General features: G+C 39.7%; 21 protein-coding genes. 2 read left to right on the forward strand and 19 right to left on the reverse strand.

From position 1 onward, the window contains the following. Position 1 precedes the first annotated feature (1 nt). The 15 genes from VIK44_RS05160 to VIK44_RS05230 form a co-directional block, all read right to left on the reverse strand. Positions 2–1,075, reverse strand: coding sequence for a HEAT repeat domain-containing protein (locus tag VIK44_RS05160; protein WP_331552774.1), 1,074 nt, complete (start codon positions 1,073–1,075; stop codon positions 2–4). Positions 1,076–1,089: 14 nt separating this feature from the next. Then, a complete protein-coding gene (locus tag VIK44_RS05165; protein ID WP_331552775.1) occupies positions 1,090–2,202 on the reverse strand; it encodes a hypothetical protein in 1,113 nt (370 codons plus the stop codon). 11 nt (positions 2,203–2,213) lie between these two features. Continuing rightward, positions 2,214–4,346, reverse strand: a complete 2,133-nt coding sequence (locus VIK44_RS05170) for a family 2 glycosyl transferase (RefSeq protein WP_331552776.1) — start codon at positions 4,344–4,346, stop codon at positions 2,214–2,216. A gap of 134 nt (positions 4,347–4,480) precedes the next feature. Further along, positions 4,481–5,725 (reverse strand): glycosyltransferase family 4 protein, encoded by a 1,245-nt coding sequence (locus VIK44_RS05175; protein ID WP_331552777.1) that lies wholly within the window; start codon positions 5,723–5,725, stop codon positions 4,481–4,483. Positions 5,726–5,729: 4 nt separating this feature from the next. Further along, positions 5,730–7,328, reverse strand: a complete 1,599-nt coding sequence (locus VIK44_RS05180; RefSeq protein ID WP_331552778.1) for a glycosyltransferase family 4 protein — start codon at positions 7,326–7,328, stop codon at positions 5,730–5,732. 289 nt (positions 7,329–7,617) lie between these two features. Further along, positions 7,618–8,709: a UDP-galactopyranose mutase gene (gene glf, locus VIK44_RS05185; RefSeq protein WP_331552779.1), complete on the reverse strand. Its 1,092-nt coding sequence runs from the start codon at positions 8,707–8,709 to the stop codon at positions 7,618–7,620. Between the two features lie 103 nt (positions 8,710–8,812). Then, complete coding sequence (locus tag VIK44_RS05190; protein WP_331552780.1) at positions 8,813–9,847, reverse strand: lysylphosphatidylglycerol synthase transmembrane domain-containing protein; 1,035 nt, start codon at positions 9,845–9,847, stop codon at positions 8,813–8,815. Between the two features lie 28 nt (positions 9,848–9,875). Further along, a complete protein-coding gene (locus VIK44_RS05195) occupies positions 9,876–10,916 on the reverse strand; it encodes a glycosyltransferase family A protein (RefSeq protein ID WP_331552781.1) in 1,041 nt (346 codons plus the stop codon). A 220-nt stretch (positions 10,917–11,136) separates the two neighbouring features. Continuing rightward, positions 11,137–11,658 carry a 3-isopropylmalate dehydratase small subunit gene (locus VIK44_RS05200; protein WP_331552782.1) on the reverse strand — a complete coding sequence of 174 codons (522 nt, stop codon included), beginning with the start codon at positions 11,656–11,658 and terminating at the stop codon, positions 11,137–11,139. A gap of 14 nt (positions 11,659–11,672) precedes the next feature. Further along, entirely contained in the window at positions 11,673–12,959 is a 1,287-nt protein-coding gene (locus VIK44_RS05205) for a 3-isopropylmalate dehydratase large subunit (protein WP_331552783.1), read from the reverse strand. A 389-nt stretch (positions 12,960–13,348) separates the two neighbouring features. Then, positions 13,349–14,188: a glycerophosphodiester phosphodiesterase family protein gene (locus VIK44_RS05210; protein ID WP_331552784.1), complete on the reverse strand. Its 840-nt coding sequence runs from the start codon at positions 14,186–14,188 to the stop codon at positions 13,349–13,351. Positions 14,189–14,213: 25 nt separating this feature from the next. Next, positions 14,214–14,975 carry a M15 family metallopeptidase gene (locus VIK44_RS05215; protein ID WP_331552785.1) on the reverse strand — a complete coding sequence of 254 codons (762 nt, stop codon included), beginning with the start codon at positions 14,973–14,975 and terminating at the stop codon, positions 14,214–14,216. A gap of 118 nt (positions 14,976–15,093) precedes the next feature. Next, entirely contained in the window at positions 15,094–16,557 is a 1,464-nt protein-coding gene (locus tag VIK44_RS05220; protein ID WP_331552786.1) for a chitobiase/beta-hexosaminidase C-terminal domain-containing protein, read from the reverse strand. An 84-nt stretch (positions 16,558–16,641) separates the two neighbouring features. Next, a complete protein-coding gene (locus VIK44_RS05225) occupies positions 16,642–17,853 on the reverse strand; it encodes an FHA domain-containing protein (protein ID WP_331552787.1) in 1,212 nt (403 codons plus the stop codon). Between the two features lie 27 nt (positions 17,854–17,880). Beyond that, positions 17,881–18,798 (reverse strand): serine/threonine-protein kinase, encoded by a 918-nt coding sequence (locus VIK44_RS05230; protein ID WP_331552788.1) that lies wholly within the window; start codon positions 18,796–18,798, stop codon positions 17,881–17,883. 538 nt (positions 18,799–19,336) lie between these two features. Here VIK44_RS05230 and VIK44_RS05235 point away from each other — a divergent pair. After that, the gene (locus VIK44_RS05235; RefSeq protein ID WP_331552789.1) at positions 19,337–21,247 is read left to right on the forward strand and encodes a diguanylate cyclase; all 1,911 of its coding nucleotides are present in this window, start codon (positions 19,337–19,339) and stop codon (positions 21,245–21,247) included. Between the two features lie 523 nt (positions 21,248–21,770). On the opposite strand, the gene VIK44_RS05240 is transcribed toward VIK44_RS05235, so the two are convergent. The 3 genes from VIK44_RS05240 to VIK44_RS05250 form a co-directional block, all read right to left on the reverse strand. Then, positions 21,771–22,091 carry a YbjQ family protein gene (locus tag VIK44_RS05240; protein WP_331552790.1) on the reverse strand — a complete coding sequence of 107 codons (321 nt, stop codon included), beginning with the start codon at positions 22,089–22,091 and terminating at the stop codon, positions 21,771–21,773. A gap of 177 nt (positions 22,092–22,268) precedes the next feature. Continuing rightward, positions 22,269–23,246: a hypothetical protein gene (locus VIK44_RS05245; protein WP_331552791.1), complete on the reverse strand. Its 978-nt coding sequence runs from the start codon at positions 23,244–23,246 to the stop codon at positions 22,269–22,271. Between the two features lie 15 nt (positions 23,247–23,261). Further along, on the reverse strand, positions 23,262–23,627 hold the full coding sequence (locus VIK44_RS05250; RefSeq protein WP_331552792.1) for a DUF6483 family protein: 366 nt from the start codon (positions 23,625–23,627) through the stop codon (positions 23,262–23,264). A 545-nt stretch (positions 23,628–24,172) separates the two neighbouring features. Between VIK44_RS05250 and VIK44_RS05255 the strand changes: the two genes are divergently transcribed. Then, positions 24,173–24,859 carry a 3'-5' exonuclease gene (locus VIK44_RS05255; RefSeq protein WP_331552793.1) on the forward strand — a complete coding sequence of 229 codons (687 nt, stop codon included), beginning with the start codon at positions 24,173–24,175 and terminating at the stop codon, positions 24,857–24,859. A gap of 224 nt (positions 24,860–25,083) precedes the next feature. Here VIK44_RS05255 and VIK44_RS05260 read toward each other — a convergent pair whose 3' ends face one another. Further along, entirely contained in the window at positions 25,084–26,439 is a 1,356-nt protein-coding gene (locus VIK44_RS05260) for an aldehyde dehydrogenase family protein (RefSeq protein WP_331552794.1), read from the reverse strand. Positions 26,440–26,919 lie beyond the last annotated feature (480 nt).

A 26,919-nucleotide genomic window follows, 5' to 3' on the forward strand; every position in this document is an offset into this window, starting at 1 on the left:
TTCACACCTCAATATTCTTTACCGTATTATAAACATCCTGATTGGCATTTAAAAAATAATAGGCCAAATCCGAAATTTTTTCATCACTGGAATCAAGCGACAAGTCGATGAGACTGTACAAGCCATCTTCACCCATCGCTACGATGGATTTAATGGCATTGTAGCGCACCCACCACTCACTGTCTTTGGTCATTTTCAGCAGCACATCCTTGACACAATCGAATTTAAAATTGCTAAGGCCTTTTGCCACGGCAACTCTAACTTGCCAGTTTTCTTCATTTTCATATATTTTTGTCAGCTCACTGACATATTTTTCGTTCTGACTATTGCTTAATGCCTGAATTGCCGCTATTTTGACTTCCCGATGCTGATCCAGGAATTTTTCCAGAAGATCCGAATAATCTTCTCTCTTTATTTCATCTTTGTTCATCATGGCTTTAATAAAAATAACTTTTCCTTTGACCGATTCCTCTTTTTCCAAAAGACCGAGCAATTCTTCAAACTCAAGATCAAACTGCCTCAGAATCTCAATGATTCGATCCCTTAAAATATTGGAGCTGATCAACTGACTGATGGCTGCTTCTTTTTTATCCCTTTGAGTTTCAATCAGTGATAATCCAAAAAAACTCATATAGCTGATGTCCAAATCTTCTGACCGAGAAAAATTCATTAGGATATCATAAGCCTGTTCTGATCGCATTAAAGCCAGTTTTCTCAGATAAACAATATCTGTTTCTTTTTCTAATTTCTTAATCAGCAAGTTTACAAAATTAAGTTTTTCAAATTTTTCACTGAGATTCACATGATTCGTTTCAGAATAATCGATCATAGTATCAATGGCTACCATTTTAAAATAATGACTGGTTAATGATTTTTCAACATCTGCTTTCTGCCCTTCATTTTCGATGTATCCGGTTATTTCCGGTTTCAATAAAAAGGATACCTTATCATAGTGTTTTCTTTTAAGCGTGTCTTTTATGATTTCATAGTAGATCGCAAAAAGAAGCAGCACATTTGCAATGATTAATACATAGATGGTCAGGATAATGAAAGACTGAATATTATTTGAAAACATATTTTTTCACCATCCTAATTTATTGTACTGATAATTTTTTCGATCAGCGGATCATAGACATTCCAATAGAAGTAATTCTGGTTGGAGTCTTCATCAAGGGTTGTAATCCGATTTAAAAACGGCAAACCGGACATATTATAGATACTGGGCGTTGACTTACTGTCGGCAAAATCCCCGGCAAAGTAATAACTGGTATAGGGTCCTGTTGTTCTCGCAATTGCGGGAAACTCGCTGGGGAGATCATATTGGTTCAATATTTTTTGTCCGGCGTCCGTCACGTCCAGTTTATAATTGGCAAGAACCTCGGTATCTTTGTCGGCGCTTGTTATCTCAAACCAATAATAATAGTGTGTATTGTTTTTTATTTGAAATTCATTTTCGCCATTGTCTGAAAAATTGATGGTATTCAGTCCTTTTCCAAGTTCAACATCATTTCTTAAAACAATGATGGTATCGTCGGCATTGACCATAATAATCCCGGCTCCGGTAAGGTCCCACTTTTTCCCATATTGCATGGCATAATTTTCTTTCATCCAGACGGGGATTTCAACGTTGTCTTTTGAAAGATTGGAAAAATATCGACCAATCCACTTATTCCATTTTATTCCAAAAATAGTTTCCAGGCCTGCTCTTGCCTGACTATCGGTAGGGCTGGCCAAAATATTGAATTCTCCGATAATCACGTTATGATCCAGTGCATTCCGGATACTGGTTACTTCTTTTTCCTGGGTCCCGCCATATATCATACCTGACCGATTCCCCTGATCATTGTTCTTGTACAAGTCATCCGTATATACCCCGTAGGTATCGGTTAAATAAATCAAATCCGGTTTCCCGATATCTTCCGGTACCTCTTTGATGGTATATTTTGCGTTGCCCAAAGGTGAAAGGCCGTAATAATCCTCTTCATATTTAAAGGCTTTATCTGAATTTCCATTGGTAATCTTCAGGTTATTCAGGATCCACATAAATCCTTTGTGTTCCCGATAGGTGGTGTCCGGCACGGTTTTGTCAATGATGACAACATCCATGGCTTTCGCGGGCTGGACAAACCAATATAAAAAGGGAGCCCCAACGATAATGACGAGGATCAGAACCAGAATACTAATCTTTGTTTGTATCTTCATTGCCAGCCTCCTTATTGGTATTGATTAAATGCATCTTTTAAAATGTAATAGGATGGTTTCAGGCGTTCATGATACACCGGAACATCCCAATCCTGCCAGGTATAAAAATTCATCGAAAGGTTCGCATCGGTCTTACCCAGAATCCCGACGCCGGCATAAATGCCGTCGGTTTTAACGGGTTGGATGCCATTGCTGTGCAGATCATTCATGACCATTTTTGTTGATGGATCCATGAAATTCAGGAGCTGCCAGGGTATTCTGATTTCCAGGATATTATCTTTGACGCAAAAATCCGCCAGGGAATTAAAATCACTGCCCGCCGGATTGCCGTCGCCGTAGGCCAGTTTTCCGGTTTCATACTGATCAAAGGGGATGCTAATCTGATCTTCGGGTAAATAGATCCCCTTGTTCAGGCATAAATACATGGGTCCAAAATTACCGCTGTTGTTGATCGTGAAATCGGGATTTTGGGGAATCAAATTGAGTTGTCTCCCATAGATTTGCTGAAAACTGTCATAGTAGGCATCGACCATGATCCGTGAGTTGTCCTTCCCGTTGATTGATATTAAAAAATCAGCCGCCTGGGCAAAATTCACGCCGTTATTACTGGTATTTCCCTGATTTTTCAGGGTGTCCACGGGAATAACCAGGGTATCGGTATCAAAATTATAATCGGAGGTCTTCACCATGAAATAGACGTAGGCTTCGTCAGATTTCACATAGAACTCGTTTCCGTTGTTGGTGTTGATTGGTGCAGTGCCTTCCCATTCTGTCGGATCGCCATTGACGTTGCAGACGGTTTCTGTTTCGCCTGAATCGAAGGCCATTAATCCAAAGTGCTGTTCATTGGTTTGTTGATTATTCCAATAAGGTCTTCGTTCCGGCAGATCCAGGTCCATGGTGTTCCAGGTTCGTTTAAACCACTCATCCTGGAATGCGAAAACCAATCCCCCGGCATAGCCGGCATCATAGATATCCTTGAGCATAAAGGCATCCATCTCGCCCTGCTGGGTTTCGGTTACATTGCCCTGATTAAAACCCATGTAGACATTGTTATGAGCCTTACCCCGTCCAGCCGGTATGCCGAACTCCGCCACTAGTACCGGCATGGTGTGTTGTTTTATTAAATCATTTAAATAGGCGCTATAGGTATCCACATTGTCATTGGCATCCTTATAAGTGTTATACTCTTTCTGATAATTCATAAAATCCGGATAGTAGGGGTAAATATGATAGGAAGCAAACAGACCGGGTTTAAAGGTATCTTTTTTCTTGATATGTTCGGCATTTACAGTCACCAGATCTTCATTTACCAATGGTTCGTTGGGGTGACTCAGCATATCGGTTGTGGGCCAATTTGCAAAACTGACCGTTTTTTGCATTTTATAATGATCCGTTTCATAGGTGATGCACGCATCTCCGGATTCACCCAGGAAATTTTCAAAGGGTGACGCATCGGCACTGTACAGATAGGTTCCGTCGTAATTTGTGTTTCCCGGATTATTGGTATTCGTGGTGACAACTAACTCAGGGTCCCACTCAATTCCCAGAATATAACCGATCACATATTGGGAAACATCGGCTTCGTATATGCCGGAGGCATGACCGGTCGCTTTTTTGATGATTTTATTTCCGTGCAATACATCAATGGTTGTTTCAATGTCACTTTTAAACGTATCCCTGATTATCGGGTTATAGGCATCGTGATAGGTGGCAATGGCTTCCTCATTGATCCATACCCCCTGAATTAAATACAGCGGATTCTGTGTACTTTGATTGTACTCTAAAAGGGCATTGTAAAAATCAGGCTTTAAAATGGTATAAACCCTGATGGTATTGGCATTCATATCGCCAATGTATTTGAACCAGCGTAGGTAATCCGCTTTTGTTGCGCCAAATTCTCCCGGAAAATTGCCGGGTACGCCTGCCCCAATGTTAACACCTTTAATAAACACCTTTTGCCAGGTGTTATTTCTGTAGACATAGAAGTATTCAGAATCAACTTTACCCATATATTGAATGGAATCCGCATCGGTGTACATGGATAGCTGATTGTCCGTCATTCTTGTAAATATTTGGTAACCCATAAAACCAACTGCAGCAAGACTGATTACGATAACGACCACAATAATCTTTTTCCTCATTGTTGTGATTCACCTTCACTATATGAAATTTTATTTATCTTTTGAATCTAAGAATGCTTTAATATTACCACGAATAAGCCATAAAAATAAAGCACTATTGTCGCTCTTGGCTCATTCTTTTTTGAAATCCAACATTATCTGCAATGCGCTGCGGTTAATTGATGATTGGCAGCCTCTTTATTATAATACTTCATGCGGATGTTTACGATATTTTCCCATGAGTATTCTTTTGCAGTCCGCAATGCTTGTTGGCAAATGTTATGATATGCCAACTCATCCATGTTCAGAATTTCCAGAATCCCTTTTGCCAGATCTTTGGCATTTTCCCGTTCAACAATTTTTCCCACCGCAAAGGATGGCAACCCTCCCACCCGGGTGACCACAACGGGTTTTTTACACCCCATCGCTTCCAGGGCAGCGATGCCAAAACCTTCGGTACGGGACGGGAGCACGCTTAATTTAGCGATATTATGTAACATCGCCAACTCGCGCTGGGAACGCTGACCGAGGATCAGCACATTCTCCATGTGCAGTTTTTCGCGTTCGCTTTTACCTAAGGTATCAAGATTGCCGCTGCCCATGATGAGAATATATGCCTTGGTTTTTTCCTGAATAACCTTATTTGCCTCAAGCAGCACATCGATCCCTTTTGTTTTTGAAATTTTCCCGCAAAAGGTAATGATCGGGTAATTCTCTAAATTCGGATATCCCAGTTCGGTCAGCACCGTTTGGCGATTTAATTTTTTATTTGGCCGGAATATGGCCTGATCGTAGCCATTCCCGGTAACAATGACCTGTTTGGGATCAACATCATATAAACTGAGGACTTCCTCTTTGACATAGTCTGAAATTGCAAAAATATACGCCGCTTTTTTGGCCGACTGAATCGTAATATTCTGCATCCGTTTATCATATAAAAAGCCCAGCTGATCGCTGTGATGGGCAACACAGATATATTTATGATCCATCTGGTGAATCAGATGATCCAATGCCCAAATATGCTGGCATTCAATCACGTCTGGTTTAAAATCACGGATGACTTTTTCAAGCTCTTCTTTCATATAACTGAGATAGGCTTCCAGTTCTGCTGCGGTTAAATCTTTAAAGGTCCAGGCGTCTGTATAATTTCTAGGATTGGGGTCTTCAATAATCAGTGGGAATGTATACAAAGCAACCCCATTATGGATGATTGGGAATTTTACGATGTGGTAGCTTTCTTTATCCCCATAATATTTTTCATAGCCATTTCCGGGAAATCCGCTATCCGGGAAAAAAGCCATCACCTCATGTCCTCTTCGTTTCAACTCTGTCATCACGCCATCGGCCACGGTACCGCTTCCGGTTCCCCAGGGGCCTGTGTTGGTAATAAGTATGCGCATAAGATTATTTCCTTTCCTGGTAAAGCCTCAGGTAATTATTCACCACCGATTCCCATGAATAGTTTTCGACGCTGACCCTGCGGGCGCGTTCTCTGATCGCCTGCCTTTGGTTATTATTCATCCTGCCGTAATAATCCAGCAGAACGGAAATATTGCCGGCCATGTTAAGAACGAGATTTTCATTTAGGAATAATTTATTTAATTTATATTTATCGAAAATATCGCAGAATTCATCCACATACAGTTTAATAACCTCGGCAAAACCGCTGTGATTGGTTTGTACCGGAATAACCCCTGATGAAAGGGCCTCCGCTGCCACCAGACCGAATGCTTCCGGAAAGATTGAGGGTGCCACGGTTATTTCTGAACAGGCGATCAGGCTCTTTAAATGATTGTGTCCTAAAAAGCCTGTAAAAACAAAGGCTGATCCAATTTTTCCCTTAGCCGCTGAAAAATAATCCCCGGCAAAATCCTCATCCTGCAATTTTACTGCCAAAGAAGAAAAGAATTGAGCTGAATTGGGATCAATTTCTTTATCGTATGTCTCTGGGTGTGTGATCAGATTAAGATAGGTTTCTTCCTCCCCTTTATTCAATGCATCAATCATTGCTTCAAAGTATGCCCGGGAGGAACCAAACCCGACAAGAATAAACCGGACGTCCTGATGTTTCTTCATTATCAGCGGTGCTGCCGCAATCAGCAGCTGAACGCCTTTTGTCCATAAATATTTTCCGTAGTACAGAATAATCTTTTCATTCCTAAAATCAATGGTTTTCAGCTTGCTGATAATATCCTTATCCGTTTTCCAGATGCTGTTACCCGAATCCGGGTTGTTTTTCAGCCGCTTCTCTGCGGTTTCCAGCTCAGCCACAAGGGCATTGATCACCTGTTCTTTTTCGCCGCTGTCCTTTAGGGTCATGAATTTCTCCAGATCAACGCCTCCCGATATTGCAATCGATTTTTCGTTGATCCTGATGTCATTGTTGAAAAACTCTAAAAACTCATTTTTTGAAAAACGACTCACAAAGGCGATGACATCGGCGTTTTCAATTGCTTCCCAGGCGTAACGCTGGATCAGGTGACTATGTCTGATAGAAAAATTCAAGCAGCTGCCATGAACCGTCATGACATGCTGACAATGACTTTGACCCAAAAGGCTTCTTGCCACATAAACTGACTGCATAATGGTATGGTTTGTCCAAACCATACCGGTATGGGTATTCCCCAGGGCTGTATTAATCGCCTGGCGGTTGTATTCAATATAAGACTCAATTTCTTCTTGGGTACACGTGGTAAACGTTTTCACTTCATACCCTTCGTATTCATCATACACATATACCGGCAAAAACCCGTTGAGGTTCGGTCGGTACAGTTTGCATTTACCCAAATACGGTGTTTCTTTATGATAGATCATCCGGATTTTGCTGTTTTCACCATTAAACTCGAATGCTTTTTCAACAAAATCAAATTTGTCCGGATCATTTTCCTGGCAGAACAATGTCACCTGATGACCCATTTTGCATAACTCTCGACAGATATTTTCAACAAAAAGGTTGCTGCCAGTTCCCTTTAAGAAATACCCATGTACCATAACAATTTGCATAAAATCTCCTCGTTCACTATTATTTAAATCATTTATATTTAGTATAAATGCAATAAATCAATACGTTTATATATATACCCAATATTTTGAAAACAACTCAAAAAATAAAAGTAACAAAGCTTCTAAAGACATGAGGGACGTTTCGTCATACCCACGCCTCCCCCTGGCACAACGCAAAAAAAGAACTGCAAACCCAAAGTTCTGCAATCCTCATTATTATTTTATGCTTATTAATTAATGCCTGCTTGTTTCAATAATTGATCTCTGCGTAGCCGACCCAGCCGCTTTTTTAAAACGGCATTGATTCAAAAACTCCCATGGCCCGGGCAACAACGACGTCCATATTGTAATAGCGATACTCCGCGAGCCGGCCGGCAAAAATAACGTTTTCTTCAGTATCGGCTTTCGCTTTGTACATCAAATAGCGTTCCTGCCAATCCTTTGTCGGGAATGGATAAAAAGGTTCTTCCCCATCGCAGGGAAATTCTTTCATGACAGTGGTTTTCAGGTGCCGCTGTCCCGTTATTTTTTTGTATTCTGTAATCCGAGTGAAATCATAATCGTTGGGATAATTAACTACCGCCGCGTCCTGAAAAGATTCGCAATCATGGTCTTCCATTTCAAAACGGACGCTTCTATATTTTAGTTTACCGAATTGATGATCATAAAAATAATCAATTGGGCCAGTATAGATCATCTTGTCAAAGTCAATCGTATCCTTCACTTCTTTATAATCAGTGTTGAGCATCAGCTTGATGTTAGGGCGGGCGATCATCTGTTCACACATTTTAGTATATCCCGTTTTGGGAATGCCTTGATAACGATCCGTGAAATACCGTGTGTCCCGGTTGAACCGGAAAGGGATCCTGGATATCACCGCCGGGTCTAGTTCACTCGGTGGCACGCCCCATTGTTTAGTGGTGTAATTCATAAAGAATTTTTCATAGATATCCCTACCGGCATTGCTTAAGGCCACATCCTCACTGCTTTTAATCTCCTTCATCTTTTCCCTCCGTCTTTCAATGAAGTCCGCCATCTCAAACTGGGAAAGATTGATGTTATAAAGCTGATTAATGGTCTCCAGCGTGATGGGCATAGGAATAAAAAGTCCATCCACAAAGCTTAAGACGCGATGCTGATAATCCCGCCATTCTGTGAATTGACTTAAGTAATCCCAAACCTTCTGATTATTGGTATGAAAGATGTGGGGGCCATAGTTGTGAATCAGGATATGGTTCGCATTGTAGCTATCATAGGCATTGCCGCCGATATGTTGCCGCTTTTCGACAATAAGGATTTTATTGTTTTTATTTTGTGCCAGCAGATTGGCAAAGGTCAGCCCCGCCAAACCTGCGCCGACGATGAGGTAGTTGACTTTCATTTAATTTTTCCTCTTATAATAAGTTTTGCAAGGAAATAATCCATAATATGAGATGGTGGCCTTGCAATCTATCGTCCTTCTTGATTATTTGTTTTTTTTCTATTTATATTGATATTGCATCTTTTTTCAACAGAAACGACTTGGCAATGACGACAATCAAACTGATGATCACCAGGAAATAGAAGTCCAACCCCCGGGTAACCAAAAGTGATGGTGTTAACAAAGCGCTTGTGAATACACCCTGGAATACGGTGTAGTACATCAATTCTGTAATGCCTTGAGCCCCGGGCAGGGGCATCATTTCCACTGCCACATAAATCGCCGCCTGAAGCAGTACAATGGTGACCATAGAAGTCCCACTCAGGGAAAATCCCCGGTATACAAAGTAAGTGAGAATATACAGACAGTTTCGCTGTAGAAACGTTAAGATGAAAACAACCAGAATTTTTTTTTTGTTCAGCATTAAAAAATTGACGGCACTATGGTAACCTTCAATAAAGTTTTCGATTTTCAGCTGGCGTTCCTTCGATAATTTAAGGATATGGACTCTAATCAGAAATCCATCAATCGATTGAGCAATTTTTCGGACAATCCCCGGAATGAACATGGCGGCAAGCAGAATGGCAACGGATATGATATTGAGTGCCAACCCCAGATAATATAAAGCCATGAAGCCCTTGAGATAGTAAACCAACGGAGCATACCAAAAGACCAACAGCGCAATGCCGATAAGAGAAAGCACCAGTTTGCTGAACAGTGCCAATATCATTAATATCACGGAACTATTCGATAAGGAGTTTCCATCTTTTCTCATATAATAGAGCTGCATTGGCTGTCCACCCAGGGCGGAAGGCGTGATAGATGAATAAAAATAGCCGATAAAAGAATAAGCAGTGCATCGAAGCATGCTGTTTGTTTCACCAAGACCATGCATTAAATACCAAATGATTATAGCCTCGAGGACAACAAAAATCAGAGCCGCCAACATGGCGAGGAACAGATAACCGACATTCATACTGGAAATGGCAATCAGGATCTCCCCAATGTCATTGCCCTGCAGTATTGTATAAATCGTCAGCCCCATGACGAACAGGAAAAAGAGCAAATAAAGCAGCTTTTTGTTTACTTTTATAGCCATTCACACCTCCTTTCCAATGCTGGTAGCATCAATTGAATTTATAGATCTTTTGGGCAACACGATATCCGGAAATTGACAGTTTTCGACCAATGGAACCGGGCATATTGGTCAGTCCACTCATTGATGTGTATTTCAGTTTTCGATAAAGACGTTTATCTAGTGTTTTGATCTCGCTCCACAATTTGTTTTTTAGCAGCATGGATTCTTCAGAATTAATCATCAACAATAAAATATTGGTGATGGTCATTATAATTGATAGATATCGATACATATACGCCGCAAGTCTCGGTTCTTTCTTTTTCACAGCATGCAAATCCACACAGGTCAGCATTCGTTTCGTGATCCGGATTTGCTGATCGATCCGGCTGAGCATGATGTCTTCATTCACGGACTGGTCCTCCCTGCCAATGAAATAATGATAAAGATCAATATCCATATAGTATAGGTGCTCTACATAGGGTAATGGTTGGTAGGCGAAAATATTGTCGACATAGAAAGTATGTTCTGGAAGTTTTACGCCACTTTCCCTTAAAATCGCCGTTCGGAAGATTTGAGAATGCATGACAAAGTACTGAGATACCCTAAAATAGCCAATATCCTGCCATTCACATATTTTTTCCGCATTCAATACATTCTTGTAAGAGATATCATGTCTCGTTTCTTCATACAAATGGTCATAAACATAATTACAGATGAACAAATCGGGAATGACGATCTCATGGTTAATCTGTTTCTTCATACAGAAATTTCTAATGGTGAACATCAATTGGTCCAACGCCTGTCGGTCCAACCAGTCATCGGAATCCACAACCTTGAAATAAACCCCGGTTGCCTGTTCCAGTCCCACATTCACACCGGAACCATGACCACCGTTTTCTTTGTTGATGACCCTGATGATGCCCGGATACTTTACGCTATACGCTTCGGCTATTTCACGCGTTTTGTCTATTGAGCCATCATTGATGATGATGATTTCCATATCATCTCCGGCACACAGCAGTGACTCAATGCAGCGATCCATATAATCTGCTGAATTATAACAGGGGACGACAAAAGATATATATTTCATTCTGACACCTTCTCTATTTCGTCCACTAAAAAATTTATATGTTTAATCATCTCAAGATCTTCGTCACCTTTATAATAAGTTTTGACGATCTCCTTCATCGATAATATATTATTCATATTCGCCTCCATTAATTGTCGATGCTTTCATTACACCGGTATTGTTATTCTCTTCACTGCTCATTATTATTTTATACTTAATAATTAATTAATGCCTGATTGTTTTAGTAATTCATCTCTGCGTATCCGACCCAGCCGCCTTCTTTAACCAGGGTTTTATCAAACGCCCCGACTTTGAAGTCAATGGTTTCGGTTTTGCCATCCGCATTTATGATAACTGTATTACCATCCACATCAATTTCCATGGTTACATCTTTTCCTGCATAATTTGCAAAAAGAGCATCGATGGTCTCTTTGGGCAGCTCAATGGCAAACATGCCGCAATTGTACATATTCTGTCTGAAAATCCGTGCGAAACTTTCTGCCAGCACCACGTTGATCCCGTTAACTTCCAGTGCCCAGGGTGCATGTTCTCTGGAAGAACCGCATCCAAAGTTTTCCCGGGTGACAATCACTGCTTTATCCCGGGTATCTTCCTTACTGAAGCCGGTCAGAACCAAATCCTCCAACAAATTAGGCTTTAATGCCTCTTTGGTAATTTCCGTCAGATATTTTGCCGGAATGATTTCATCGGTATTGATATCGCTTCTGTCTAAAAATAATACTTTTCCACTAAATGTTTTCATTTCTACTTCAGCTCCTATGCTTGATATAAATCGGAATTTGTTATTGTTCCTGTAATTGCTGTTGCCGCTGCGGTTGCCGGGCTCATCAGATGAACCATGCCGCCTTTACCCATTCTGCCGTTGAAATTTCGGTTTGTGGTAGATGCACAGACTTCCCCTTTGGCAAGGACACCGTTGCTCATGCCCAGACAGGCGCCGCAGGTGGGATTAGTGACACAGAAACCGGCTTCATGGAATATTTCAATTAACCCTTCTTTCAGAGCCATGGAATAAATCGCCGGAGTTGCCGGGCTCACAATGGCCCGAACATTCGCGCTGATTTTCTTGCCCTTTAAGACGCTGGCAGCGATTCGCAAATCTTCAATCCGTCCGTTGGTGCAGCTGCCGATGTAAATCTGGTCCACTCTGGTTCCTGACATTTCCTTGACGGTCTTAACCTGATCGGGTTTGTAACCAACCGTCACCATCGGTTCCAGATCTGAAACATCGTATTCACAGATCCGCTCGTATTCGGCATCGGCATCGGAAGTCCATTTCGAATAATCTTTCAGGGCGTCCTCTTTGGTGGCAAACTCATCCTTGATAAATTCCCACAGATAGTCTACCGTGGTCATATCCGGGTAGCAGATGCCGGAGGTGCCGCCGGCTTCAATGGCCATGTTGGAAAGGGTCATTCGGGATTCCATGGACATGGCATCGACCACGGGGCCGGTAAACTCAATGACCATATTGGTTGCGCCGTTTACGGTCAGCTCCTTAATAATAAACAGAATCAAATCCTTGGCGTATACCCCGGGTTTTAATTTGCCGTTTAAAACAATCTTGATGGTTTTGGGAAAATGGAAGGCACAGACACCCTTAAGAATCCCCACTTCCAGGTCGGTTGTCCCAATGCCTGCGGCAAAGGCACCGAAGGCGCCATGAGTACAGGTGTGAGAGTCCCCCATGATAATGGTGAATCCCGGTCTGACAAATCCTTTTTCCGGAAAGATGGCATGACAGACGCCGTTTTTTCCAATATCAAAAAAGTCTTTAATGCCGTTTCGTTTCGCCCAATCCCTGAGGATTTTTCCCTGTTCAGCGGTTTTTGAGTCCTTGGCCGGTGTCACATGGTCGATCACGGCCTTGATTTTTGTGGGATCGAATATCCGGTCCATGCCCCGTGCCATCAGATCTGTGATGGCAATTGGGGTGGTGATTTCATGGCAGAAAACCCGGTCCAGTTTCAAAACATGTGTGTCTGGAAACGGCTCGTCTACCTGATGTGCATCAAATATTTTTTCAGCAATTGTTTTTCCCATTTTGTTCTCCTCTTTGAAATTTCCAATTTATAAATTTTCTCTGGCTATCAATTGTATAGTCATTTATTTTTCATATACTATTATGCCATAAAAAGCATAAACATATCAATATATCCGGCAAAATCTGTATTAAAGATTTAAACTTAAGGTCAAAACCCTGAATAAATCGCCAATCTGAAACAGAATTCAGCCGAAGGTGTGCTTCGCTTTGGGTATTTGCTCAGATTCTGAATTTCTGGAATTAATCAAATATAAGCCTGCTAAATGTTAACTGGTTTTCATTCAGAAGAATATGAATCAAAAATATTTCCCAAACCTAGGTTTGGGAAAGCTAAATACATAAATCAAATTCAGTTATTCTTGATTTTTTATAGACAACTGCATGGCCACTATCTTTGATCAGCAGTTTTTGTTTCCGGCTCAAAATATTCAAAGATAATCACGTCAAATTTCTTCATGCAATACTCAATATCATCGGTATCCTGGACGGTCCATCCTACCAGCCTGCCTGTTAATAAATGAAACAGGCTGAGGCCCAGTTTTCGCCGGGCATCTCCATGGCAAAACGCCATGAAATGTGGTCTTGTTATAAAATTCGTGCCAAATGAAATGATTAAAAGCCACTGCCACAATTTTACATCAATTTCCTTAAGGCTTTTACGTCCTACTGAAATCTGTCCCCGAACCACATCAGGCCGATTTTTATAAAACCACCTGACGATTAAAGGCTGAAAGGATTCCACACAGTACAACCCTTCATAATCATCAAGCATTTCAGCTGTCTTTGAACACAGTTCTTTTAGATTTTTTGAATTTTTAAGTTCCACAATCAATGGGACTTGTCCATCCACCATTCTGAGAACTTCTTCAAACAAGGGAATTTTTTCCTCGGTATTCTCGAGATGATACCCTGACAGTTCTTCATAGGTACAATCTGCTATTAATTTATCCACCCCACACAGACGCAGCAGACTGTCATCGTGAAATACAATGATTTTTCCATCTGCTGTAAGATTTAAATCCATCTCAATGCCATAACCGGCATTCACCGCTTTTGTAAAGGCTATCATGGAATTTTCAGGAATCGACTTATCCTTTTCATGAAGTCCCCGATGTGCATAATAACTTGTCCAAAGCTGATCATCTACCTCTTTCGGCATCCTGCCTGGAAAAAGCATCAGAATATAAATGGTAAATATGGCTATTCCAGCCAGGATATATAGTGTCATGTCTCCTCGCCTCCTGTTAATCTGATTAGTTTTTCAAATACTCTTCCAGGGTGATGTCTTTTTCATATATTGTTGTCGCTGCATCTTTACCAACATATCGCAGATGCCAGGGTTCATAGGCGTACCCCGTAATCGCAGTTTTATCTTCCTGGTATCGTATGATAAACCCATACTTATAGGCATTGTTTTTCACAAATTGTCCTTCTGTCGTTTCTCCAAAACTTTCATCAAGGTCTAAATTGACTGATTCAGCAGTAACATCCATTGCCAGGCCTGTTTGATGTTCACTTTGTCCCGGTTTTGCACTCACCAGATCCGCCTGTTTTTGTCCATAGGTCTTAACATTTTCCTGATACAATTCCTGTTGGGTTTCATAGGACCGATAACCTGAACAGCAATACAATGTGATCGCCTTTGAATCGGCCTCCTTAAAGAGATTTTTTAATGCATCAGCTGCTTCCTGTCGCAGTTGAGTTTCTCGAACACCGCGTAAATCAACCCAGACCAAATCCGAGGACACATAGTTTTTATCCAGACTGGTACTCTTATTGACCAAAACCATCGTATCCGATTGATCAGTTACTTCAGTTGGATCCGATGTTGATGTTTCCTGGGTTCTATTTCCCTGAACTGAACCATTGCTCACCGTGCTGCTGTCTGACTGGGCCGAAGAATTGTTTGAAAATGCGGTCCAAATCATTCCGAAAGAAACAACCAACAAAAGAAAGATCACCACACACAGGAGGCCGATCATTATATAGAATCTTTTTCGGTTTTTAATACGCATTCAGTTTCTCCATTCACCTTTTATTGTCATCCATAATTCACTTTGGATTTATTGGGAATTCCTTGCCGTTCCATTGTACATTCCCTTTTTTTCATCAGAACCTGAAAATTTTCCAATATCAGGGGCTGTATGTATAACCCATGGAATTAATTGAAATCATATTATCACCCAAAGGCTCGCAGTTGATATTTATTGTACTCGCCAGTGAATAGCCGGTCATATTGAAAACAGAGAGTGTTGCAATGGTACCGCTTGGGTTGCACCCCACAATTTGATAATTCCCTGTAGATGTTGTCTTGCTTCCATTTACGTAAGAATAGGAATATGATAAGTGACCGTTGTTAAAGTAATATTGATAAAATGAAGAACCTGAATGATACGACCATGAACCCGAAATATTATTTTCCAAAATTGATTCACTGCTTGCTGAAATAATGTATTTCCCCTCTATTGTTTTACTGGGAAATCCATTTGCACCAACTTCTATTGCTTTAACCGTCATTTCTCCTGGTGCTAATTGAATAATGGACGAGTATTCTGGGGATGTGGTGGTTGGTTGGGACCCATCTGTGGTGAAATAGATTTTATCCGTGGGTTCTCCTTTGATAATATCCACTGCCTGCACACCTTGATAGGTTCCCGGATTCAAGTTAAATGATGGTATTTTTACCATATACTCACCTTTTTGCTTAATAAATCCCTCATCTCCGGTTTCTTTTGCCGCCCTATCCAAAAGTGTAAATATGGCTTCTTCGCCTACATTCGCTTTAACTTGGGAATTGATGTAAGCATTATACACCGGTTTTAATTTTTCAAGATCTGTCACTCTTTTTAATGTGTCTTCAAAGTATGTCTTGGCATTGCCATAATCGCCTAAGCCGGCATAGGCTTTGGCTTTTCCAAAAATCGCATCGGCATTGGCAGCATCAACCGTACCTACTTCTTGAAATGCTGTCATTGCGCCTTCGTAATTAGCCTGGGTCAGCAACGCTTCTCCATTTTTCAAGCCAGTATTGATTGCAGTCGTTTTCTGATAGTTAGAATAACCGGCAACCCCACCACCTATTAAAACTAACCCCAGAATGATTGAACCGATGATTATGAATGGTTTTTTATATTTGAATTTTTTTTGTTGCTTAAAAATCAGTGACTCTGTATTTTCAATGATATATGGTTCATTGTGCATTTCCACCAGTGCTTCGGTTTTTTCCTCAAGTAAAGCCTCGGTATCCTCCGCCATCAAAGCTTCCGTTTCTTCCTCCGCCAAAGCTTCCGTTTCTTCCTCCGCCAAAGCTTCCGTTTCTTCCTCCGCCAAAGATTCCGTTTCTTCCTCCGCCAAAGATTCCGTTTCTTCCTCCGCCAAAGATTCCGTTTCTTCCTCTACCAAAGATTCCGTTTCTTCTGCCACGTTTTCTGTTTTCTCTTCCCCTAGTGCTTCTGTTTTCTCTTCTGTCAGATCATCACTCGTATCCTCCAACTGGGCTTCGGTTTCTTCGTCTGCCAAAGCTTCAGTTTTTTCCTCTGCCTGGGCCTCAGCTAATTCTTTTTCAACTTCATTGTTTTTTTCGTCTTCTGATTTCATTTTAACCCCTTTCAAATGTTTAAATTAAACTTAATCTCATTGTATCTATGCTACCATTGCTTAATAAATATGAATTCGGTTTTTTTATGGAACTTCAAGATAGAATTGATTGACTCCGAAACTGACACTATCTCCATTTTTTATTCTATAGTTTTTATTTGATTTCAAAGGTTTCTCATTTAAAGACATGCCATTTGTTGAACCAAGATCAGAAATATGGTAAAAGCCATCATGAAAGCTAACCAAACAATGGGATCGGCTAATACCCGCAGCATGCAAAACAAAATCAACATTTTCCGGTCCTTTGCCGATGGTAAAGGGGATTTTAGAAACTGGTATTTCTATCCAGTCACCCTCAACTTTTACAGGATGGAATACCAGTCCGGTAGTTGTTCCATCCCTATTCTGATTTAATTTATTCTTGATCGGCTTCGATGTGGAACCGTTTACATCAGAGAGTTTATATTTTTGATGGTGTCCATTTTCGTTTTCAACAACTGTATGTCGATTCTGACTATGGTCGGCAGGAACCTTTCGACCCTCTATTTTTGAATTCTCTTCGTTTTGGACTGTTCTGGCAACTGGTGTTGATTTTTTCAAATAATCGTCCACTATCGCTTGCACCGAGTTTTTTATCAATAATTCGTCTTTCGGCAAGTGATGCGCCAACTCAATTATTTTTTTCAATCGGCTGATTCCTTTTTGATCAAGATTATTTTCGTTCAGGAACTGTTTAATCGTTGCCTTAAAGTGATTCAGTTCCCGAGGGGAATCATCCTTTTTAATTTGTTTTCCAAAGATTGGTCCCTTCCCTGGTTTGAGATTTTTCGAACTCCGATTTCCATCAATTTTTTCCATTTGTTTTTCAGTTTTGATTTCCACCTCTTTCCGGGTTGTGCTTTTATCCGAATGAGACTGCTTCACATTCCTGTTTAATTCATCTTCTTTGGTTTTCGCGGTCTGTTGATTATTGACTGAAAAAACGTCAAAACTCACATCAGATAATTCTACGCAATCATTTGGCACTATTTCATACTTTCTTGATAGATCTATTTTAATGCCATTTAATATAGTCCCTGAACTTGAATGCAAATCCTCCAAATACCATCTTCCTTCGGTTTGCGTTAATCTAATATGGCTTCGGCTGACTGTCTTGCTATCGATACAAAAATCGCTTAAATTGGGATCCCGCCCAATAATGAAGGGCGTTTTGTTTAATTCGTAAATCTTACCATGATACATGAGCACCAGCTCCGGTGATTCATGTATCATCGTGTCCTTGCTTTTATCATTCATTTTCTCCTCCACATCTTTGTACTCTATTTAAATAAACAATAATCCTGTTAAAAACAGAGCTGCCAGTATTAAAAACACAACAATAGACTGTTCTTTTAATTCATCAATTTGTTCATTCCTATTTAAATTTTCTTTTTTTGATAAATCCGACAATATCTGTTCGAAACTGACGGAGCGCTTGTATGGATTAACGGCAAGGGATTTTGTCAGTATGTTATAGATCTGGTATGATGTTGTTTCTTTTAAGTTTTTCTCCATAATCTTAAAGCTGTCCATTGCATTACTCTTCATATTTTCCGGTTTGGTACCAGTTGTCACATAATACATGGTCGCTCCGAATCCATAAATATCTGTTTGAACCGTGCCCACCTTTTTAGTAAAACGTTCTGGCGCTGTGTACGATAGCGTGCCAAAAACTTTTTTATCCGCTTCATCAATTTCATTTTTTTTACGGGCTAATCCGAAGTCTATGATTTTTATCTCACAATCATGGGTCAGCATAATATTATCCGGCTTGATATCGCGATGGATTAGACCCTGTTTGTGCAGATAATTGAGGGTTGAAGCAATACTTTTCATCCAAACTTTAATGTACTCTTCGCTTATTTTTCCGCATTTTCGGATGATCACACTTAAAGGTTCGCCTCGTATATATTCCTGAACCATATATACATAGGATTCATCCTGGGTCACGTCTATAATTTTGGGTATACCTGGATGATCTAGGCTCTTCATTACTTCCGATTCCCTCATAAAGTCCATCTTGTTCCCGTAGGCTTCTTTATCCAATACTTTTAAGGCATACTCATCTGTTTCTATGACATTGCTTCGAACGTGAAAAACGCATCCCATTCCTCCGTTACCCAGCATCTTTAAAATGATGTAGCGACTTTTAAAAGCGCTCTTAATTTTTTCCTCTATTATAGCAATTTTTTCTTTTTTCATTTATTTGCCCATCATTCTTTAATTTTAGGCGATCATCTGTCTTTCCAACCAATCTTTTTATCTCCCCTGGAAAACCCCTGGTTTAATTATACCCATTTTTTCATTCTATAAAAGTATTATTCGTATTTCTTTTGATTATTTATTATTGTATCTTAACCAAAATTGTTTTAGCAAGCACATATGTGAATTATTCGCCCCTCATCTAATTACTGCCCTTAAACGTCTTCGTAACATAAAAAGCCACAGCATTTTATTGCTGAGGTCTGGGTGTCGTCTCATATCAAAATTTAATTCCCCTAAAATTTCAACTGGACGGAGCGATATTCATATTGTATAATGAAACTAGCGTAATATTCGAAACTATCTCCTCTATTGTTATAGATAGAAATTAACATAAATGTGAAAACAAAACAAAATATCTTCTAATGGTGAAGGCGTAAAAAAGCACATTTCCACCTGGCTTTGATAAAGCCAAAAATCCATCACTCAGGATAAAAAAACAGTATTCATTTATTTTAATCGTCGAAAGGAAGCCTTCATGAACAAACGAACAATACTGCTCATCATCATACTTATGCTGCCCTTTTTGGGAGGATGCTCCAATCAAAATTCGGAACCGCAACAAGAGGCTAAAAATGGTCTTATTGATTTGAGTCAATTCAATTTGGAAAATGAAGTGATTTCTTTAGACGGAGAATGGGAATTTTTCTGGAATCAGCTCCTGGAACCCGGGGAATTGGAACAGGGAATCATGAGCAGCTACGTAAATTTCCCATCCTCATGGGATAAATACAGTTCAAATGAAGCGATTATTTCCGGAGATGGCTATGCGACCTATCGATTAAAGTTTATAAGCTCTGAAAATGAAATCCTGGCTCTAAAGATTCCTAAAGTACGCACAGCTTATAAGCTTTGGGTCAATGGAGAATTGATTGCCACTGCCGGAAAAGTGGGAAATGGCCGAGAGTCAATGGTTCCTCAATATTTGCCGCAAGTTGCCTCTTTTCAAGCTCAACAAGGTGAGAATGAGATCGTCATTCAGATGTCCAATTTTTATCGCCCCAGCGGAGGGCTGCTCAATAGCATACAGCTTGGAGGGGAAGCTCAAATCCTTGGATTGCGCACTAACGGCATTGCCTATGAGCTTTTTCTTTTCGGTGCATTGATGATGATGGGCATCTATCATCTTGCTTTGTTTTTCTTTAGAAAAAAGGATCCTGCCCCGCTGTACTTTGGACTATTCTGCATCCTGGTGGCGATCAGAACCTTACTGATTGGTGAAACTTTCTTTGCCAGTCTTTTCCCCAACTTTGACTTTGAAATTGCCTATAAAATACAGACACTGACATTCTATTTGGGGGTGCCATTGATCCTAATGTTTTTCAGGTCGATTTTACCTGGGTATTTCCATCCTCGCATCATCAAACTAACTCAATTTATTGCGGTAGCCTATGCTTTGCTAGTGCTTCTTACCCCAACAAGAATATTTTCAGTCATCAACCCCATTTATCAGATCTGGACGATCTTTCTGATTATCTATCTATCACCCAGGCTTGTGATGATAGCAAAAAATAGGGAAAAAGATAGTTGGCTTATTATATTGGGTGGTCTGGCTTTAATATTGACCAGTATCATCGATATTATCACCCTAAGCGTTTGGATCAATGATAGTTGGCCGCCCCTTTTAAAAATGATCTTTCAAGGAGATAGTAACAGTTCTACCGGACAACTTATCTTCGCAGTTCTTTATTCATTATTGCTGGCAAAACACTTCTCGGAATCTTTGGAATACAAAACCATGATGGGTGAAAAACTAACTGAAATGAACAATAATCTGGATGAGCTGGTATTCCAGCGGACAAAAGCTCTAACCGCATCAAATAAGAAAGTTGAACAGCAAAACCTTGAATTGGAAAAAAATAATCAGGATCTTCAAAAACTTTCACTTAGAGATCCGTTGACAGGTTTATGGAACCGACGAAAATATAATGAAACCATAGAGCTGGAGTGGCTTCGATGCTTAAGGCACCAAAGACCAATGGCTTTGCTTTTTATTGATGTCGATTATTTTAAAAATTACAATGATCAGTATGGTCATATGGCAGGTGATGAATGTCTCATTAAGATCTCAGAAACACTTAAAACTTCTTTATCCCGTTCAACTGATATGGCAGTCCGCTACGGTGGCGAAGAATTTATCATTCTTTTGTCTGAGACCATGAAAGAAGAGGCCATGGAAATTGCGCACATGCTGCTAAAAAGCATAGAGGATCTTGACATTCCTCACAGTGGATCTTTAGTGAAAAATTATGTCACTGTCAGCACCGGAGTTTCGTGCATGATTCCGAATGTTTATTCCACCTATGAAGATCTCGTCAAAGTTGCAGATAAAGCTCTGTACCATGCTAAATCTGATGGCAGAAATCAAGTGAAGTATTTGAATGACTAGATCGACCAAACCATTTTATGCTATTTAAAAAACCGATATTCTATGAGGTTCCTATAAAGTGCTTTTTTAAAGGAATGCAGATTGCTGAAAAAGTAGAATGTATTAAAACTTGAGAAGCTAAATTTCGATTTTAAAGGCGACCATTGTAATATCATCAAATTGAGGCGCTCCATTAACGAAGCTCTCAATGTCTTTATTTGAGGCCCCTGAAAAGCCATAGGTTTATCAGGGGCCGTAGTCAAGATTTTTTCAATCTTCGTTTTTCATTAAAATCAAGAAAAAATTTACCCATCAATATGCTCCTCATGATAAAATCTCTCTCCGGTATTAGGATTATAATAAACCCTGAACCTTTTACCATTATTCGGATCTACTGTTACCTCTTCTGTTTTCTCGAATCCCATAGGAACATTTACTCCATGATTTTTTATATACCTCTTATCACAAATCGATAAGGATATTACCGCAAAAATAACAATACATACATAAATAATATATAAAACTATCACTGTGAACATAATAACTAATTCTTTTCAATTATAACTGCAGTCCCATAGGCTACGACTTCGCTCATCGATTGCCCCATTTCACTGGAATCAAATCTCATCATCACAATTGCATTTGCTCCCATTTCAGTAGCATTTAAAACCAGACGGTCAATTGCTTGTTTACGAGCATCTTCAAGCATTGCTGTATATTCATGAATTTCTCCCCCCACAAGACTTCTTAAACCAGCAACTATGTTTCCTCCTATTCCTCGACTCCTTACAATTAGCCCAAAAACCTGACCCTTTACTTCTTTTACTTTATAACCACTAATGTTTTCAGTTGTAACAACTATCATTGAATTGCCCTCCTTATTTTCTTATTTCCAGTTTTCATCGACAAATTTCATTTTTTCAGCTTTTGATTTAAATACAAATCCAAAAATGGATATGCTTTTTAATATCTTTAACAAGATCGTAACAGTTTGAAAATCCAAAATTCATGTTTGCATCTTTTAGGCTCTACAAGATATTTTTTACAGGGTAAAACCGCTGAATCGGCCTGCCCGGGAAAGTATCTGCAGGCAGACATGCGTCAACCATGGTGATGGCTGTTTTTTCTGTCCAAAATCCCAGGCTTTGCATTTGAGATAGACGGACTCTGGCGTAAACTGTTTTTCCGGATTTGCCTTGGCTTCCATAATATCAATCATTTCCTGAAAGCGCGGATCTTTTAACACAAATGGATACTGGCTTAAACAATCGATAACATTGACCAGATCATACCAGATGGCCGGTGCTTTCAGCTTTCTGAAATCCGTTCCCATGAAAAACATATAAGGATGGGATTCTCTGCTATTTTCCCATTGATCAAGCAGTGTATTGATGGAAACTCGGACGTTTTCCGATTCAGCATATTCCGGAATCATCAAAAATAGTTTAAGCATGATGAGATTAACATAGGGACAGGGGTCACTCTTTCTCCCAGGACCTCTGAATTTACCCAGTTCTTTAGAAACTCCACATGGGAATCCGTTTTCCCGCTGGAATTGAACCAGATAATCCACTCCTTGTTTCACATGATCTTCATATGAAACCTCTGCCCGCAATAAGGCAAGCAGCATCAGAGGGGCATCGCAGAAAGCCCAGGCAAGGGTATCTTCCCCGGTACCGCCGAAGTGTTTGGACACATTGGTCATGCTTTTATACAAACCATTTTCATCTTTATTTCCAAGAATCTTACGAATAGCCGTATCAATAGACTGCACCTCGCTGTCCAATCCGATATCCATGAGAAAAAGAAGTTTGTGAATGGGAAGGTCCGGATTTTTATGGTTAGTCACAAGAGTCCCATTGAAATCCGCTACATCGCTCAGGTATTTCTGCACCCTGGGATCTGACAATACCGCTTTTCTTAAATCCAACAATTCAGTCGCATCTTGTTTTAAAACATTTTTTCGTGTGGCATACTCAACATAGGGGCCGCTTGCTAAAAGCCAATCGATTACTTCCATTGCATCCATCCTCTCTTATTCCTTTGATTTATAAATGGCATTGATGGAATTTAATCCATCCAATATTTCTTCTCTGGGAAATTCGCAGCTAATTAAGTAGGCATCACTTAACTTTTCCAGTCCCGTATAAAAATCAATGGCAACCTTTAAATATTCCGGACTTGGGTTGTTCCCTACACTTTCAAATAAAAGGTTTTCCGCTTCATTGATTTTTCCTTCGTCAACTTTTTTCAATAGTTGATGATATAAGAAATTACTTTCTGAAAAATTCCCCTGTTCATCAATAATTTCATTTGCTGTAACATCTTTATTGAAAATTACTTTTGCCAACATGTAAGATAGATCTTCAATTGCCCGCATAATATAATCATTGTTAAACACTTTTTCACCTCATCACATATAAAATTCGCCTATTTTTATTATACCAGAAAAGGTAATCCAGTACCATTTATCTTGTACAACCTTGAATCAGAGGATCGTGGAAATATGGCTGCATTAATGCCGCCCGAAATGCTAAAGGAAATGATCCCAAAAGTCTGGGAGTCCCAATGGCCGCCTATGCAACCGTTCCTCCTCGATTAAACATTTTCATTGAGGCAACTATAATCTGGCAGGAATAGAGATAATAAAAGGTGTCATCAAACTAACGAATAATATTATTCCAGAAAATTTCAATATTCTTATGAAAACTAGCTTCTTCTTCCATTGCCCCCGGGAGGGGTTCACAGTTCCATATAAACAAAAAATTTTGGTCATTGGTTTTTTGTTTTGTGACAAAGCCGGAAACTGAAAATTTTTCAAATTTAATAAAAATAATCCAACATGATGAATAAATATAATGAAATTGGTTATAAATAAACCATAGCATTGGATTTTGAATAACAATTCGGGTGAAAATGTAAAGTTTGCAGTGAGGAGAATTATTTATGGATACTATTAAAAAAATCAGAGAACACAAAGGTAAAAGCCTTATCGAATTTCCTGATAATTATGTCATTATTGCTATTGAAACAACGGGATTTAACCCTAAAAACAATGAAATCATTGAAATTGGGGCTGTAAAAGTACGTGATAATAAAATTACTTCCATCTTCCAGTCATTGGTCAGACCAATGAACCCCATTAATCCTTATATTTCAAATCTGACAGGCCTCTCCAATAATATGCTTGCTGATGCCAATCCGATTGGGGCTGTATTGGATTCTTTCGTTTCTTTTACGGGAGACACTGTAATAATTGGTCATAATGTTAATTTTGATATCAATTTTTTATATGATCAGTGTGAGGCCTTTCTTTTGCATCATTTAAGCAATGATTTCATAGATATCCGGGAGTTGTTAATAAAGCAACAAAGTTCCGTGGAAAACCTTAAGCTTTTGACCCTGTGTGAAAAATGTGCCATTCAAAATACCAATGCCCACCGAGCTCTTTCCGATTGTCTTGCCGCCAATAACCTTTACCAGTCTTTGAAGCTGCACAATGGACCCATTGCCTGTGTGGAGGAATTGGACACCCTTAACCTTGCATCGGAGTTTAAGATGAAGCATTCACCCTATAAAAAGAAATGTCAGGTTCAAGAAGCAACCAGCGACAAATCCTTGCGAATTTCATGAATCGTTTTATCTAGGAAAGGACATCTGGTTATTCTGGAAAAATTATTGTCAGAAGATTAATGATTAAAAGAGCGTCTTGAACGCTCTTTTTTTATATCTCATATCAGATAACCCTGGATTTCAGATGTTATTTTGATGTTTACCCAATGGTTTTCAAATAATATTGATGATGAAATATCAGAAGAAATGCTCCTATGCAATTCAACATAAAAGTGAAGGGCTTCTTAAAGTTGGTTTACCAATACACATCTTCTTTTTCGGGTAAAGGTCCTGGCGGATGTAAGACCTTCGCCGGTTGGTCCGGCAATCGTAAAGGTTGTATAACCTTCGCCGCCTACACCGATTCCGGCATAGGAAGGGCCGTTTTTAACAAAAATTGTGGTTTGCACTCTCTTTGCCATTTCGTTCAGGTTATTCACATTTGTCGAGTGCATAATCGCGGTATGTCGATTACCCCGTTCTAAATCCACAGCAACGTCAATCCCTTCGGCAATATTTTTAACCCGGATAATGGGTAAAACCGGCATCATCAGTTCTTCAACAGCAAAGGTATGATCTTTAGTTGTTTCCATAATGATAACCCGGACTGCTGGATCTGCGTCAATGCCAATGCCTTTTAAAATTGTTTTTGCATCTCTTCCCACATAATCACGACTGAGTCTGCCCCCGGGAATAACCAGCTCTTCCAACTCCCTTATTTTTGCCGCATCGGTTAATTCGTAGGCACCATTTTTTTTCATGTTCGCTACAAGATCATCGGCAACCTGTTCGACAACCACCACTTCTTTTTCAGCAATACAGGGAAGGTTATTATCAAAGCAACAACCATCGATAATATCTTTTGCCGCTTTTTCAATATCTGCTGTTTCATCAACCAGAACCGGCGGATTCCCTGCACCGGCTCCGATGGCTTTTTTTCCGCTTTTTAAGACGGTTTTTACAACTCCGGGGCCGCCGGTGGCGCATAACATCGTGATTTTATCACTGGTAAACATAATATTTGCACTTTCAATGGTCGGGCTGGCGGTGGTAACAATTAAGTTTTCCGGTCCACCGGCTTCCAGAATGGCTTTGTTTAAAAGTTTAATTGTGAGCGCACTGGTATTTTTTGCACTGGGATGTGGTGCGAAAACAACGGTATTCCCGGCAGCCAGCATGCCGATGGCGTTGCAGATCACGGTTTCGCTGGGGTTTGTCGATGGGGAAACCGCACCGATCACACCAAAGGGTGCATGCTCGATTAAGGTTAATCCATGATCTCCGGTAAACACTTCCGATACAAGATCCTCGATACCCGGTGTTTTTGTGGTTACCAGTTCATGTTTGAGAAGTTTATGGGCGTAATTACCCATACCTGTTTCTTCCACAGCCATTTGGCAAATCACTTCCATGTTTTCTTTTTTAAGCATTTCGGCTCTCATCGCACTGATCAGTCTACTTCTGAAGGCCATGGGTTGTTTCATGTATTTTTTTTGGGCAATATAAGCCGCATCGATGGCGTTGTTCATATCGTTAAATAAGCCATATTCTCCATCTTTGACTGGTTGACCACTTTCTTCTGTCATGTCAATCTCAGCCATATCCAATAATTCACCGGTTGCAGTCATATGTTTATCCTCCAAATATTTTTATTTTCATAAAACAGCAAAGGCACTCTTTACTATTTCCATAATATTTTTAAACGTTTGCTCTCTAAAAGAATTTTACTCTTGTTTTTATTCATATGCAATGAATTTGATTATTTTCGTCAAACCATTTATGTTTATTGAGTATCCGATGCATTAATTATAGTATTTTGCAGTATTGATTCAACTATGAAAGGAAACCTTTAATTTTTTTCATTTTCTGCTGAATGAAATATTCTATGGGAAAGATCATGAAATTACAAATTGCACTTGTTTCTTTTTGCTCATTCTCATACAATAAGGTTAGTAACTTTATCGGTTGAAACAATTTGATAAGTGGAGGCATTAAATTATTCTGCTGCAGCAATTTTTATGAGGAATTGTTTATACGTTTACCTCTCTGTTTTCTTGTAAAATAGTTCGAATACATTTCCC

The organism is Acetobacterium sp. (assembly GCF_036508315.1).
Classification (GTDB): Bacteria; Bacillota; Clostridia; order Eubacteriales; family Eubacteriaceae; genus Acetobacterium.

Coding starts and splice junctions, on each gene's coding strand:
- VIK44_RS05160 (WP_331552774.1), bottom strand. CDS start 1,075: ATGTTTTCAAATAATATTCAGTCTTTCATTATCCTGACCATCTATGTA.
- VIK44_RS05165 (WP_331552775.1), bottom strand. CDS start 2,202: ATGAAGATACAAACAAAGATTAGTATTCTGGTTCTGATCCTCGTCATT.
- VIK44_RS05170 (WP_331552776.1), bottom strand. CDS start 4,346: ATGAGGAAAAAGATTATTGTGGTCGTTATCGTAATCAGTCTTGCTGCA.
- VIK44_RS05175 (WP_331552777.1), bottom strand. CDS start 5,725: ATGCGCATACTTATTACCAACACAGGCCCCTGGGGAACCGGAAGCGGT.
- VIK44_RS05180 (WP_331552778.1), bottom strand. CDS start 7,328: ATGCAAATTGTTATGGTACATGGGTATTTCTTAAAGGGAACTGGCAGC.
- glf (WP_331552779.1), bottom strand. CDS start 8,709: ATGAAAGTCAACTACCTCATCGTCGGCGCAGGTTTGGCGGGGCTGACC.
- VIK44_RS05190 (WP_331552780.1), bottom strand. CDS start 9,847: ATGGCTATAAAAGTAAACAAAAAGCTGCTTTATTTGCTCTTTTTCCTG.
- VIK44_RS05195 (WP_331552781.1), bottom strand. CDS start 10,916: ATGAAATATATATCTTTTGTCGTCCCCTGTTATAATTCAGCAGATTAT.
- VIK44_RS05200 (WP_331552782.1), bottom strand. CDS start 11,658: ATGAAAACATTTAGTGGAAAAGTATTATTTTTAGACAGAAGCGATATC.
- VIK44_RS05205 (WP_331552783.1), bottom strand. CDS start 12,959: ATGGGAAAAACAATTGCTGAAAAAATATTTGATGCACATCAGGTAGAC.
- VIK44_RS05210 (WP_331552784.1), bottom strand. CDS start 14,188: ATGACACTATATATCCTGGCTGGAATAGCCATATTTACCATTTATATT.
- VIK44_RS05215 (WP_331552785.1), bottom strand. CDS start 14,975: ATGCGTATTAAAAACCGAAAAAGATTCTATATAATGATCGGCCTCCTG.
- VIK44_RS05220 (WP_331552786.1), bottom strand. CDS start 16,557: ATGAAATCAGAAGACGAAAAAAACAATGAAGTTGAAAAAGAATTAGCT.
- VIK44_RS05225 (WP_331552787.1), bottom strand. CDS start 17,853: ATGAATGATAAAAGCAAGGACACGATGATACATGAATCACCGGAGCTG.
- VIK44_RS05230 (WP_331552788.1), bottom strand. CDS start 18,798: ATGAAAAAAGAAAAAATTGCTATAATAGAGGAAAAAATTAAGAGCGCT.
- VIK44_RS05235 (WP_331552789.1), top strand. CDS start 19,337: ATGAACAAACGAACAATACTGCTCATCATCATACTTATGCTGCCCTTT.
- VIK44_RS05240 (WP_331552790.1), bottom strand. CDS start 22,091: ATGATAGTTGTTACAACTGAAAACATTAGTGGTTATAAAGTAAAAGAA.
- VIK44_RS05245 (WP_331552791.1), bottom strand. CDS start 23,246: ATGGAAGTAATCGATTGGCTTTTAGCAAGCGGCCCCTATGTTGAGTAT.
- VIK44_RS05255 (WP_331552793.1), top strand. CDS start 24,173: ATGGATACTATTAAAAAAATCAGAGAACACAAAGGTAAAAGCCTTATC.
- VIK44_RS05260 (WP_331552794.1), bottom strand. CDS start 26,439: ATGGCTGAGATTGACATGACAGAAGAAAGTGGTCAACCAGTCAAAGAT.